Genomic DNA, 14317 nt, shown 5'->3' with positions numbered 1-14317 from the left:
CTAACGCCGTTCAGCATAACACTCGGGGATGATGTCAGAATAGGTTGTATTACTGGGCTTCCAGCAACCCCAGCTCTCTGAAAATACAAATTCCTATTCCTTTATTCCCGTCATCGATTTGGAATATTATTTTTTCAATGATGCCATACTCCTGTTTAGTACCTTAACTTCTTTTGAAGGGGAGGGGTACTAATGAGATCCCTTAATGGTTTCAAGTTCAGCGATTGGAGACCCACCGCTGATTTTATATTTTCATAATTCCACCAGTATTGGCAGAGGTAACAAGCTTAGCGTATTTGGCTAAATAGCCGGTTTTGATTTTGGGCTCAGGTTTCACCCAATTGCGGTGACGTTCGGCAAGAACCTCATCATCTACGAGCAACTCAATGGAGCGACCTTGTAAATCGATAACTATATCATCACCGTTTTCAACGAAAGCAATGGGTCCGCCTTCAGCAGCTTCCGGTGAGATATGCCCAATTGAAATTCCACGGCTGGCTCCGGAGAAGCGTCCATCAGTGATCAGTGCAACTTCTTTATCTAAGCCGCGACCGGCAATGGCAGAAGTAGGAGCGAGCATTTCAGGCATTCCCGGTCCGCCTTTTGGACCTTCATAGCGAATGACTACAACATGACCTGCTTGAACAGTGCCATTATTGATATTTTCTTGTGCCTCTTCCTGTGAATCAAAGACAATCGCTTTTCCAACGAATGTTTTAATGGAAGGATCAACGGCCCCAACCTTGATGACACCGCCATCGGGAGCGAGGTTTCCATATAAAATGGATAAGCCGCCAACTGGGCTGTATGGGTTATCTTTCGGGCGAATAACCAATTCATCCTGAATTGTTGCTTCCTTCACATTCTCAGCTAATGTTTTACCTGTAATGGTGATGCAATCTTTATGGAGAGCACCCTCAACCTTACAAAGTTCGTTCAGAATTGCGCTAACTCCACCAGCACGGTGAACATCCTGCATGGAATAATCAGATGCCGGCATTATTTTTGCAAGGTAAGGAACTTTTTCAGCAATATTATTAATTTCGCGTAAATCGTAGTCAATTCCAGCCTCGTGAGCAATGGCTAAAGTATGTAGAACGGTATTGGTAGAACCACCCATAGCCATATCTAACGCAAAAGCGTTATCGAATGCTTCTCTGGTCATAATGTCACGCGGACGAATATCATTTTTTACTAATTCCATTAAATGTCGTGCAGCCTGCTTAATTAGGTCATATCTTTCTTCAGACGTTGCAACGATTGTTCCATTGCCTGGGACAGTCATTCCCAATACTTCCATAAGACAGTTCATGGAATTTGCGGTAAACATACCGGAACAAGAACCGCATGTCGGACATGCCTGTGTTTCAATTTCCAGTAGCTGTTGCCCGCTAAGTGTTCCTTTGTGATAAGCACCAACTCCCTCAAACACAGAAGTCAGGGAAAGGTTTTTACCAGTTGAAGAGACACCTGCTTCCATTGGTCCGCCTGAAACAAATACTGATGGAACATTGGTTCTTGCTGCTGCCATTAACATCCCTGGAGTGATTTTGTCACAGTTTGGGATATAAAAAACACCATCGAACCAGTGTGCATTTATTACAGTTTCAGCACTGTCAGCAATAATTTCGCGACTTGGCAGTGAGTAACGCATACCGATATGCCCCATTGCAATACCATCGTCAACACCTATGGTATTAAACTCGAAAGGAATGCCACCAGCTTCACGAATTGCTTGTTTTACAATTTCGCCGAAATGATTAAGGTGTTTATGACCAGGGATTATATCAATATAAGAGTTACAGACACCGATAAATGGTTTTTCCAGATCACTCGTTTTAACCCCGGTTGCGTATAATAAGCTCCGGTGGGGAGCACGGTCAATCCCCTTTTTAATCATGTCGCTTCGCATTTCTCAATCTCCTAACTGACGATTGTTGGTTTGTTGCTTAGGGATAACAAGCCACTCCGTCTGTTGTTACCATTTTCCCAATCGATCAAAAAAATGAATTATTTCTTATTGACGACTATCATACAACCAATTGAAGACATGGTCAACACAAAAATCTGACAATTCAAACTAATCGAAAATATTGATAGCGTTTACAATATTGGCATATTAAGGTTAGCGATGGAATAAAAAAATTATGAAAATTTTTTAAAGGGGGAAAATTTCCTCAAAAGGCGAGGAAAAATAGGGGAGTAAAGGTGAGAGATAACCTTGTTGAGTAGTCTATTAAAACATATGCAAGCCATCTTAACCTATTTTGGAAAGATGTTCATATACCGCACGTAAATTTACAAATCCTTTCATTTCTGCCTCTTTTAAATAGTAACTCCAAACCTTTGCTGTCATGATTGCATCACCAAGGGCGTGATGACGATCTTTTATGTCTATCATGCAATTCCTGCATACTTCTTCAAGCTCTAATGAAAAAAGTGAAGGATTTGAAAGTCTAATTAGGAAGGATGTATCAATAATTCTGTGTTCAAATCTAGTTTTTATCAGCTCTTTGGTTAATTTTTTCATGAAAGCTTGTTCGTGTTTAGAATGATGAGCAATCAATATTTGATTTCCTACAAATTTAAAAAATTGGATTAACACATCTTTTCCCTCGGGTGCTGATTGCAAATGTTCCTCCCTGATATTTGTTAGGGAAGAAATCTCAGGCGATAGAAGTTGATCTGTTCTAATTAAAGAATAAAAGGTGTCAGATGATAAAATGCTTGAACCTGACATTTTAACGGCACCAATTGACAGAACCTGATCTCCTTGCTCAGGATAAAAGCCTGTAGTTTCTATATCAAAAACCACAGCTTTTAATTCCTGGAGGGGGGTATCCAGGTATAGATTTTTTTGCATTTCTCTTTGTAAATGCCTGATATAAGAAATATGCTGGGGGGTGTTTTGTCCTTGTACTCCTGCATAGATTTGCTTAAAGAATTGAATCATTTGGTTCATTATGAAACAACCACCTTTGTTACGTATTGAAGAAATGCAGCCCCTGTTTTAATGATGTCTTTTAATTCTAGTTTTTGTTCTCTTAAAAGATTGTTAATAGGAAGATAATGGCCGGATTCGTAATCAGTTTGTATAGTGTAAGTTAAACGATAGCTTAGTAGTTTGATAAAATGATGAATGATTCCATCTATATTTGGAATTTGATAAAGCATTTTCAATCTGGATAAAGTCGAGGTTTCTGCTACATTTTCTTTTAATGCCAAAAGCCGTGCTGAATTCACATAGGGAAAGAAGCAGATTTCTTTCATATTCAGTTGACCTGAAAATGGGCCATGTGTTTCAGTTAGAAATTGTCCAAAAACCCCAATTCCTTTTTTATGGTACTGGGTATTATAAGTAAGCCGCGGCAAAAGGTTTCCATTGATTATCCGTTCATTTAATAAATTTTTTAAAGAGGTAAGCAGACTGCTTTTGCCATACAGTGGACGTCCATCTGTAAATATAAGCAAATTTCTAATTGATTCCCAAGAGGAATTCTGCGACCACTCCAACAATTGTATCTCCCATTGCGAAATGGATTTGCACCATAACGTGTTACTGGCCATGACTTTCCCATCGCAGAATGGGTATCCCACTTCATTGAGTCCGATGGAGATCTGCTTACCTAGAGTTAAAAAATAATTTTCCTCCAGGTCTCCATCCTTCTGATAGATCATTCCATGGTCCTGATCACTCCATACAGACTGCTCCTTTCGCCCGGCACTGCCCATGACAAAGAAAGAGAAGGGGCAAGGAGGGGGACCATATACTTCTTCGACTTGCTTTTCTGCAAGAGAAATGACCCGAGAGTAGACTTCATCATGGAATTGGTTTAAGAGAAAGTGATTTGTGGTAATAGTAATGATATGGGTATCCCGCCATTTTCTTATATCTGTGAAACTCTTATCTGACATGTACTCACCACCAATAAAAGGACATTTCCATCCCAGGCATCACCCCAGAATGGAAGGGAATTCTTTATCTGTTAAGCATTAAGTTTGGGTTCAGTGCTTACAAAATTTTGTTCTTTCTTAAGCAATTCAGGGTACCCGTAGCTGCCATGCTCACTCATATCAAGGCCGATGATTTCTTCCTCTTCGGTTACCCTAAGACCATTCATAACAGCCTTCATTATCGATAGAAGAATAAAAGAGACGATAAAGGCAAAAGCTCCGCATGTTAGAACCCCGATTGCCTGCACTCCAAGTTGATGCAAGCCACCTCCGTAAAATAATCCTGGTTGACCAACAGTAGCCAATTCTTTCGTAGCAAAAAATCCAGTTGATAATGTCCCCCATACTCCTGCTGTTCCATGGACTGATAATGCAGCAATAGGGTCATCAATTTTTTTGTTTTCAAAGAACCGAATACTGTAGAATACGAGAATTCCGGCAATAAAACCAATCACAATGGCCGCCCAGGTCTCTACAAAGGCGCAAGAGGCGGTTATCGCTACCAGGCCGGCTAAGGCTCCATTTAACATCATTGGAACATCGGCTTTCCCTAAAACCATCCAAGAAATGATCATTGCTGCGACTGTTCCAGCTGCGGCAGCGAGGTTCGTATTGATGGCTACGAAACCAAAGAATCCTTTATCGGCGGATAAGGTGCTTCCTGCATTGAACCCAAACCATCCAACCCATAATAGCAAAACACTTAAAGCGGTAAATACTTGGTTATGTCCTGCCAAATTATTGGCCGTTCCATTTTTATTATATTTTCCGATCCGTGGCTTTAGGATGATCGTTGCAGCTAAGGAAGCCATCGCACCCGTTAAGTGAACGACGGTAGAACCGGCAAAGTCTTGTTTCCCATGCTCCGCCAGCCATCCTCCCCCCCAAATCCAATGAGCAATCGGAGGATATACAATCGCGGAAAACAGTACTGCAAATACAAGGTATGCACTCAGTTTTGCCCGTTCAGCAAAGCCTCCGAAGGCGATGGTTAAGGAAATGCCGGCAAAGGCTAATTGGAATAAAAAGAATACTGCACCAGATAAAGCCATTCCTTTTATGTCATAGCCAGAATAAAAGAAGTCGGAAAAACCAATGAGTGAATTTCCTTTTCCAAAAATCAAGCCATACCCGACAGCCCAAAACACAATCGATCCAATCCCGAAAGTAAGAATGGTTTTACCGGCAATATGACCAGCATTTTTCATTCTGGTTGACCCTGTTTCCAGTAGAATAAAACCGCCAATCATCAAAATGACGAGTACAGCACTTAACATGACCCATATACTGTTTAATAAGAATTCAGTACTCATTGTTTTTCCTCCTTTAAGTATGTTAATTTTTGTAACAAAACCTTATAAATGCATTTTTACATAGATGGCAGATTTATTTCTATAATGATGTAAGAAATACTAACATTGTTTTTAATGAAATTAATGTATTCTCATGGAAAAAGGCCCTTCTTTGTTAGGTTGAAGGGCCTTTTCTCATTCCAAACTGGGCATTTAATTGTCCTTGAATCATTTTTCTTCTGATTTCTTCCTGGTTTTGTTTCTTCTGGGCCCGCAGCATTTCCTTTCGAATTTCGTGAGTTTGGACGCCATCTTCGATTTTATTGGCGATCTCCACTAATTCCTCTACATCCGTAAAGGAGTATTTCCTGCTCCCGCCTGGTGTTCTTTCCGGAAATATGAGTTTTCGTTGTTCATAATAACGGATTTGTCTTTCTGAAAGACCTGTTAGCTCTCTGACGATTCCAATGGTAATGACCTTCTTGTCTTTATAGGATGATTCATTTCCCATTTCTTAAAATTCACCACACTTTAGAATATCTTATGTTAGATTTTCTCACATAGATACTGATTTTGGTAAAAAATATGCTCTTTCTTTTGAAAAAAATGGTTTAGGGGCTTTTAGAATGGGGGTAAGCCTTTTTATATAGATAGGCTAATTCACTGACTGTAAGGCAATTTAGTTCTAGTTGTGAATAATCAGGTAAAGGTGATAATTTTTTTAGATAATACTCTCTTAGCACGTCCAGGCCACTTTTTAAGTAGTGGGACATACCGAACCACCCCTTTAATGATTTTGTAGTTTCCTTAAAAGCTCTGTTGCTTTGGAGCCTAGCCCTTTTAACAATTCCTCATATAATTCGTCTCGTAATTGATCTAACTCAAGAATTCTCATTGCTAATTTAATATCACGTTTTTGATACATGAACATCTTTCCTTTCGAGGATTATATAGAAAAATTTACCTTAATGAATTTGAACTGTCAGTGATCTTGTAAGATTATGTAACAAATTATTTATTTTCGTTGTTAGATTTTACTGAGGGAGTTCAACGAAAATGAGTGAGTGAAAAGATCGGTGCCCAGAAGTGATTAAAATTTTTCAGCGAATACAGTAAAGATGAATATGCAATCTGTTTACTGCGGTACACCTGCTAAAATCAAGAAAAAAGCCCCGTCTAAAATAATTAGACGGGACGTTTTTATACATTTTTTCGATTAGTGTCCGTGTAATCCAACCTGTCACTGGAAAGCGACCAACCTGTTTTTAGACCAATAATAAACCATGTCAATGCAAGACCGCCTAAGGAAAAAATCGTATCGCCAATTATACGAAGCCAGACAAAAGTGCTCACGATGTCACGAGACATAAAGGTTGCAGATCGTGCATACCACATTCCATGCTGGACGCTGGCCCAGGTCTGCATAAGGCCAATTGGAATCAAACTTAACAGTACCATCAAAATCAATCCGATATTAATAGCCCAGAAGGCAAACTTCAATAATCCTGTTTTCCATTCTTTTTTCACAGTTAATCCGCGTAAACTAAAGAGCATTAATCCAATTCCGAGCATACCGTAAACACCAAACAAAGCAGTATGTCCGTGCACAGGGGTTGTGTTTAGTCCCTGCATGTAATAAAGGGCAATTGGAGGATTAATAAAGAACCCGAATAAACCGGCTCCTACTAAATTCCAGACGGCTACTGATATAAAGAAGTAAATGGGCCATTTATAGGCAGATACCCATGGTTTAGCACGGCTACGGGTAAGGTTTTCATAAGCTTCAAAGCCGATTAATACAAGCGGCACAACCTCAAGGGCACTAAAAGATGCCCCAAATGCTAAAACGCCTACCGGTGTTCCACTAAAATATAAATGGTGGAACGTGCCAATAATTCCTCCAAATAAGAAAATAACAGTCGAAAACAGAACTGAAACGGTCGCTGTTCTAAGTCCAAGCAAACCCATTCTTGTAAAAAGAAACGCCATAACTACTGTTGCAAAGACTTCAAAGAAGCCCTCTACCCAGAGATGGACCACCCACCAGCGCCAATATTCGGCAATCGCGAGATTTGTATGCTGCCCCCATAAAAGAGCAGGGATATAGAATACTGGAATGGCGGTGGAAGCAATTAAAAATAGGGCTAGCAAATGTCTGCTTTCCTTTAAATTTTTAAAAGCAGGCCACATCGCACGTACCATCAGAAATAGCCAGAGGAACAAACCTACCGTTAAAAATAGTTGCCAAAATCTTCCTGTATCGGTATACTCGTACCCTTGGTGGCCAAACCAGAAGTTTGCTTTATGTCCTAATTTTTGCTGAACAGCCAGCCATTGTCCGTACATAGAACCAGCAACAATAATCAGCAGGCAAACAAATAAGAAATTTACCCCAAATCGTTGGAATTTAGGTTCATGACCAGAAACAGCAGGTGCAATAAACAATCCTGTTGCCAGCCATGCAGTAGCAATCCAAAGAATTCCCATTTGCGTATGCCATGACCTTGTAAGTGAATATGGAATCCATTTATCAATCGGGATTCCATAAAAACCGCTGCCTTCAACCTGATAATGTCCAGTAATGGCCCCGAGTAACACCTGTACAAGCCATAATAAAGCTACGACCCAAAAATATTTCTGGGTAGCTTTCATTGAAGGAGTTGGATTCATGGCCAGTAATGGGTCCTTTTCCGGATAGGTCTCTTCTCCTTCATGGTGTTTCTGAGTTGCATAATACCAAGATAATGCTCCGATTCCGGCGAGCAAAAGAACAAAGCTGACAACAGACCAGACCACCATTTCCCCAGTCGGTCGATTATCAATCAAATTCTCGTTAGGCCAGTTGTTTGTATAAGTTACATGATCTCCTGGCCTGTTTGTTTCAGTTGCCCAGGTGGTCCACCAAATGTAGCTGATAAAAGCTGCAAGGCGGCCTTCATCTTTAATAACATTCTTCGGCATGGCATAGTCTTCACGTAATTGATCCAATTTCGGATCATCAGTAAATAAAGAAGCGTAATGTTTGCTTACATTCCGTATAGCTTCTGCACGAACAGGTGATAAAGTAATTTCTTTTGTTTCTTTATTATACGTATTCGGTCTAATTTCCTTTTTTAGACGCGCCTGTAAGGCAGCTTTCTTTTCTTCATCAAGAACTGAATACCTTTTACCATAATCCACCTTTGCCCAATGGTTTAATAACCACATGGATTCACGATGGAGCCAGTCCGCATTCCAATCGGGTGCTACATATGCCCCGTGCCCCCAAATACTGCCGAGCTCTTGCCCCCCGATCGATTGCCATACATTTTGCCCTGTTTGTATGTCATTTTTTGAAAACAAAACAGTCCCATCGGTAAGAACGACTCGATCGGGGATGGGAGGCATTGTATGGTAAAGCCGCCCTCCATAATAGCCAAGTATGGCAAAAGAAATAATAAAGACTAGTGCAAAGCTAATCCATAACCGTGTATAACGCATGGTACACCTCCGCTAGGTAATTTTTAAACGAGTTTACAAATTGAGGAAGCCTAACCAATATGTTCCCCATGGAATAAAAAAACATACCGAATTTCATTATTTTGGAAAATAGAAAAGTGGATAATTTATTTGACATGTATAGAAAAGAGGCGGCGTATGATGAAGGAGGTTCCCAATTTATTAAAATACTATACCTATAGTAGTAAACTAGCGTTTTACTATAGTAGCTAACAAAAGTATTGAATATAGAATCAAAAAAGTTTATAATCATTTATAATTCTGAATATTATTAATGTTTAAACAAAATGTTATTATAAAAAAATATTAGGAGGTCCAAAAATGAAGAAATTTAAAGTTTTTTCCATGATGTTGACTGCTACGTTACTTATTATGCTGTCGGCATGTGGGACAAGTAAAACCAGCGGAGGCGATAGTGAAAACAAGACTTTGCGGGTTGTAACAGATGCCGCCTATGCCCCATTTGAATATCAAGATAAAGGGGATGTCGTTGGTTTTGACATTGATTTCATCAAAGCGGTAGCAAAAGAAGCAGGCTATAAAGTGAATATTGAACATGTAGGCTGGGACCCAGTATTTGTAGAAATTAAAGAAAAAACAGCCGATATTGGCATTTCCTCCATCACGATTAACGATAAGCGTAAACAAACCTATGATTTCTCCGTTCCATACTTCTTATCCAAAAACGAAATCTTAGTTCCAAAGGACAGCCCAATTAAGAGTGCAAAGGATTTAAAGGATAAGGTGATTGCCGTTCAAAATGGAACAACTGGTCAAGAGGCCGCTGCTGCCATTCTAGGTGAAAATAGCGATAAACTAAAAAAGTTTGAAAACAACAATCTAGCCATACTGGAATTAAAGAGTGGTGGGGCAGATGCCGTTGTCGCTGATAATACAGTTGTTGAAACTTATGTAAAAAATAATCCAAGCGACAATTTTGTCGTTATTGAAGATGACTCCGCCTTTGAAAAAGAATTCTATGGATTGCTGTTTGCTAAAAATAACAAGCTAAAAGCTGAGTTTGACAAAGCGATTAACAAGGTTATTGATAGTGGGGAGTATGCGAAAATTTATAAGAAATGGTTTGATATCGAGCCAGATACAAAAGTCTTAAAAGACCAACAATAGATTGATAGAGTTGCGTAACTTCATATTTTGCAGTTACGCAATTTTCATTACAAAGGTGGGACAAGTTTGGGGGGTTGATAGATGGATATTAGATGGGATCTTTTAGCAGAATATGCTCCGTTTTTTCTAAAAGGAACGCTGCTAACGATTGGACTTTCAATCGCAAGTATAATATTAGGGACGATTTTGGGACTGTTTATAGGTTTAGGAAAAATGATGCAAAATAAATGGCTCGCCTTACCATTTGTTTGGTATATTAACTTTTTTCGCGGTACGCCGTTAATGGTGCAAATCCTGCTCATTCACTTTGCTGTTATTCCGCTGTTTTTAGGTACAACCAATGCGATTGTTGCCTCCATCACAGCTTTATCATTGAATTCAGCAGCTTACGTTGCGGAAATTTTCCGAGGTGGGATTCAATCCATTGACAAAGGACAAATGGAAGCCGCCCGTTCATTAGGGATGACTCATGTACAAGCTATGAAAAATGTCATTTTGCCTCAGGCATTTAAACGGATGATTCCACCGCTTGGCAATGAATTCGTCGTGTTAATCAAGGATTCCTCTCTAGCAGCCTTAATTGCTGCCCCAGAAATTATGTATTGGGGTCGGGCAATGCAAGGACAATATTACAGACCATGGGAGCCGTACATAACTGCAGCAGCTATTTATCTTGTACTGACGCTTTCCCTAAGCTTCTTGCTATCACGTCTTGAGAGGAGACTGGCAACAGAATGATTACGGTGAAAAATCTTAAAAAGACCTTTGGCACAAATGAAGTGTTGAAGGATATTAATGTAACGGTTAAACCACAGGAAGTTGTGGTAGTAATTGGCCCATCAGGATCCGGGAAATCTACTTTTCTTCGTTGTATCAATTTGCTTGAAACGATTACGGGTGGTCATATCCTAATTGAAGGAATCGATATTACTGATAAAAAGACGGACATTAATAAAATCAGAACCGAAGTGGGGATGGTGTTCCAACAATTTAATCTGTTTCCACATAAATCCGTTATCGAGAATATCATGCTTGCTCCAGTGAAAGTTAGGAAAGTTTCATCGGAACAAGCCAGAGAAAAAGGGCTGGAACTACTTCGCAAAGTAGGTTTGGAAGATAAAGCAAATGCTTACCCTGATTCTTTATCAGGCGGACAAAAGCAGCGGGTGGCTATAGCAAGAGCACTTGCGATGGAACCGAAGATTATGCTGTTTGATGAGCCTACCTCGGCTTTGGACCCGGAAATGGTCGGGGAAGTACTGGAAGTAATGAAGCAATTGGCAAAGGAAGGCATGACCATGATCGTTGTAACCCATGAAATGGGCTTTGCCAAAGAAGTCGGAGACCGCGTTATTTTCATGGATGGCGGTGTGATCGTCGAAGAAAATGCCCCAGAGGAACTGTTCAATCATCCAAAAGAAGAACGGACACAGGCATTTTTAAGTAAAGTACTTTAAATATATTTTATTAAAAGGAGGCTTACAGGCCTTCTTTTGTCTTTAAATTGAAATCTAATTGTCATCTAAAGAAAAAACTCCTTTGCTAAAATCGGTGAAATGGAGACTTAAATTCATGACATTCGTCGAATAGTATAAGGAATAATTATGCCTCTTTTCCATATGAATGACATAGAGTGTTTAATTGGAGGGGAAAGAAATGGTTTTAGAGGAGCAATTAAAAAACAAGACCTATTATACAATGTTCATTAATGAACATGACTCAGTACATCCGATCCAGGCCCTCGGAGAAGCTTTCTTGGAAGAAGCTCAAAAAGATTTACCGGATTTATCAAATATACGCTTTGCTCAAGGAGAAGTATATTTTCATCATAAAGATTATGAAGCGGCGATTTTTAAATGGGAGAACATTCAAAACGAACTGGGGTCTTGGGCCAAGAAAAATATCGCAGATGCCTATTATGAACTAGGAATCCTGCCGAATGCAGAAGATCTCTATACGGCTATTAAAACCACAGATTCGACATTAACAACAGAAGTGGCCTTAAAGCTATTTTCTTTATATATCGAACGTGACAAAATGGAAGCGGCTGTCTCAGTTATCAAAAAAACCATTGCAGACAACCCGGATTATCCCAATGTAACGGACATTGCCCGAGCATTTTTCGAAGAGCGATTGGATTGGGGCAATGCAGTTGAGCTTGCTGTAAATGAAGCGAAACGAACAGAAAATATCAAATGGTTTGACATCCTTCATTCCTATGTTGACAAGGGAATGACCAACAGTTTTGCACCAAGCTATTTTTCCCATGCACTATTTATATTGTTTCATTCAGATCAACAAAGGTTTGAAAGTCTTGTCGCCTCTATATGGAATAGTTATCAAGAGGATGCTTCCTTCACATGGATGAAGGAAGTAAATCACCTATTATTAAATCTGGACCTGGAGCGAACTCAAAACTGGGTCATTCTATCAGATTTACATAGAGAGACTTTTTATCAACTAATTAATGGAGACTATTTCATTAAGGACCTGCAGGAATACATTCCTGACTTGCTCACAAACTGGCTGCGTTTGGCAGACTCCAAAAATCAAGCCATGTCTTCGGCAGCTGTTCTAACCTGGGATGAATTATTTCCTAACACCATCAGTAGTACGATTGTAAAAGAAGCTGAAAATCTGATTCGTATAGCGAAAGCGGATCTGAATGAATTTGAGGAATCTCTTACATTACTTCATTCTATTACTCAATGGGCACGGGCAAATGAGATGGAAGAAGACGAACGTGTATCATGGCTCGTTGATCAGTTGTTTGATTTTGATACGCAGCACCTGCTAGTGGTGGGAATGGGAGGAAGCGGAAAATCTACGTTTATTAATACGATCCTCGGAGAACCCTTACAGGATAGTCCAACACCATCTACTGTCATGTTTAGACATAGTGAGGAATTGGATATTAAAGAGATTACCGTTGAAGAGAGAATGAAGTTGGCAGGATTTTCTGAGTTTCAGGAAAGAATGGATCGATTAAGAAACGCACAAGAATCGATCATCGAATATCGATTGCCTAGCCAGCTATTACAGGAACAAGCTTTCGCACTAATTGATACACCGGCATTAAAAGGAAATGATGAAGACCGGTATGGGGTGCTTAAAACTCTGCAGGTGGCGGATATCATTCTTTTTGTTCTTGATGCGAATGCTCCTTTAATTGCGAAGGAGCGTACCATTTTAACGCAAATTCAACAATTGGCCCCAGATATCCCGATTCATTTTGTTCTTAGTAAAATGGATACAATTCCAAATGAGCAGGATGCCATTCGGATATTAGATGAGATTAGTTTAGAGCTTCATGCTGAATTTTCCGATTCAAAGGTATTTGCTTTTTCCTCCCAATACGATCGCAGCCAACAGTTGTCAGATTTGAAGATTTTCATCGAATCTATTAAAATGACTAGACATCTTAAGGATAAGCGGTTGGCTAAGGTATTATATTTTATTCGGGCGACCATTGCCAGCCTGCTCCAAAAACGAATCGATTTGGAAAATCGCTTAGTGGAAGCTGTCCGATGGAATGAAGATATGTATTTGAAATTAAATGGCTCAGTCAATCAACTGGATGACACTATTACCCAAAAAATTAAAGAGGTATCCAGTGCCTTTTTTGCCGTAAAAGAACCAATTAAGCAGGAAATTAATGAATCGGTACCCAATATTTTGCGTGAATGCGGGTCATTAATAAATGAGGAAAGTGATTTTGGTACCATTCTTAATGAGGTTAATCAGGAGATGAACCTGAGACTTCAGGCCTTTTTAGAGCAGCTCCTGCCGAAATATTATTCTTCTCTGCAGGAATGGATTAAAACGTGTGAGGAGGGGTTTGTGCTAAGTCAGCAATATTTAGATGAGTTAAGTGATGGATTTAACCGTATGTATGGAGAAGAACGGTTGAAACTAAATTGTGATTTTAAAGTAGTGGAGGATTGGCATCGTGATACCGATCGGATGACAAGCCGCTTCCAGCTCGACCCTCTTAATATTGTTCTGAAACGAACCCCATCCCAATTTTTATTAAAAAGTGCAGGGAAATTGTTTGGGGCGTTTTCTCAAAATAAGACAGTGGTTTACAACAAGTATAAAGCCTTTATTGAAAATGAAGATTATTCCGAAATAGCAGCAGTAGTCAGCAAACAATTTTTCCAAGCATTTGAGCTATTTGAAAAATCGTTTGAGCGAGATGTGAATCTATTCTTTAAGAACCCGATGAATGTATTAACTTCAACTGTAGAAGCAACACGATCCGAGATAGAAACAAATAAAGATATATTGGAAAAAATGAATGAGAAGCCAGAACTGTTCCGCGATCCATTAACCTTATTTGAATTGCGCCTTCGCCAATTTGAGTGGATGACGGTGGCCGGTAATGGGATACAGACTGTATATTAGCTATGATGGAAGCTGCCCGTTTTTTGGTGGGCAGCTTCTAT

Annotated in this window: 11 protein-coding genes; 4 read left to right on the top strand and 7 right to left on the bottom strand. The window is 39.6% G+C overall.

The window, feature by feature from the left end:
- Nucleotides 1-244 precede the first annotated feature (244 nt).
- The 7 genes from ilvD to ACI3K6_RS12865 all read right to left on the bottom strand — a co-directional run bounded on the left by ilvD (nucleotide 245) and on the right by ACI3K6_RS12865 (nucleotide 8726).
- Nucleotides 245-1912, bottom strand: coding sequence for a dihydroxy-acid dehydratase (gene ilvD, locus ACI3K6_RS12895; protein ID WP_335478654.1), 1668 nt, complete (start codon nucleotides 1910-1912; stop codon nucleotides 245-247).
- A 345-nt stretch (nucleotides 1913-2257) separates the two neighbouring features.
- The gene (locus ACI3K6_RS12890) at nucleotides 2258-2962 is read right to left on the bottom strand and encodes an exonuclease domain-containing protein (RefSeq protein WP_435555144.1); all 705 of its coding nucleotides are present in this window, start codon (nucleotides 2960-2962) and stop codon (nucleotides 2258-2260) included.
- Nucleotides 2962-3915 carry a DUF294 nucleotidyltransferase-like domain-containing protein gene (locus ACI3K6_RS12885; protein ID WP_335478649.1) on the bottom strand — a complete coding sequence of 318 codons (954 nt, stop codon included), beginning with the start codon at nucleotides 3913-3915 and terminating at the stop codon, nucleotides 2962-2964. Before ACI3K6_RS12885 ends, ACI3K6_RS12890 begins: the two co-directional genes overlap by 1 nt.
- Nucleotides 3916-3986: 71 nt before the next feature.
- The gene (locus ACI3K6_RS12880) at nucleotides 3987-5267 is read right to left on the bottom strand and encodes an ammonium transporter (protein WP_335478647.1); all 1281 of its coding nucleotides are present in this window, start codon (nucleotides 5265-5267) and stop codon (nucleotides 3987-3989) included.
- A gap of 154 nt (nucleotides 5268-5421) precedes the next feature.
- The gene (locus ACI3K6_RS12875; RefSeq protein WP_335478645.1) at nucleotides 5422-5757 is read right to left on the bottom strand and encodes a MerR family transcriptional regulator; all 336 of its coding nucleotides are present in this window, start codon (nucleotides 5755-5757) and stop codon (nucleotides 5422-5424) included.
- Between the two features lie 276 nt (nucleotides 5758-6033).
- The gene (locus ACI3K6_RS12870; RefSeq protein ID WP_335478643.1) at nucleotides 6034-6171 is read right to left on the bottom strand and encodes a hypothetical protein; all 138 of its coding nucleotides are present in this window, start codon (nucleotides 6169-6171) and stop codon (nucleotides 6034-6036) included.
- Between the two features lie 275 nt (nucleotides 6172-6446).
- Nucleotides 6447-8726, bottom strand: coding sequence for a nitric-oxide reductase large subunit (locus tag ACI3K6_RS12865; protein WP_335478641.1), 2280 nt, complete (start codon nucleotides 8724-8726; stop codon nucleotides 6447-6449).
- 339 nt (nucleotides 8727-9065) lie between these two features.
- Between ACI3K6_RS12865 and ACI3K6_RS12860 the strand changes: the two genes are divergently transcribed.
- The 4 genes from ACI3K6_RS12860 (at nucleotide 9066) to ACI3K6_RS12845 (ending at nucleotide 14276) form a co-directional block, all read left to right on the top strand.
- Nucleotides 9066-9872, top strand: a complete 807-nt coding sequence (locus ACI3K6_RS12860) for a basic amino acid ABC transporter substrate-binding protein (protein WP_435555143.1) — start codon at nucleotides 9066-9068, stop codon at nucleotides 9870-9872.
- A gap of 81 nt (nucleotides 9873-9953) precedes the next feature.
- A complete protein-coding gene (locus tag ACI3K6_RS12855) occupies nucleotides 9954-10610 on the top strand; it encodes an amino acid ABC transporter permease (protein WP_335478635.1) in 657 nt (218 codons plus the stop codon).
- On the top strand, nucleotides 10607-11329 hold the full coding sequence (locus tag ACI3K6_RS12850; RefSeq protein WP_435555142.1) for an amino acid ABC transporter ATP-binding protein: 723 nt from the start codon (nucleotides 10607-10609) through the stop codon (nucleotides 11327-11329). Before ACI3K6_RS12855 ends, ACI3K6_RS12850 begins: the two co-directional genes overlap by 4 nt.
- A gap of 199 nt (nucleotides 11330-11528) precedes the next feature.
- The gene (locus ACI3K6_RS12845) at nucleotides 11529-14276 is read left to right on the top strand and encodes a dynamin family protein (RefSeq protein ID WP_435555141.1); all 2748 of its coding nucleotides are present in this window, start codon (nucleotides 11529-11531) and stop codon (nucleotides 14274-14276) included.
- Nucleotides 14277-14317 lie beyond the last annotated feature (41 nt).

The organism is Neobacillus solisequens, assembly GCF_051233465.1.
GTDB lineage: Bacteria > Bacillota > Bacilli > Bacillales > Cytobacillaceae > Neobacillus.
Note: the sequence above shows the minus strand (reverse complement) of the source record. Positions and strands in the feature narration are given on the sequence as shown.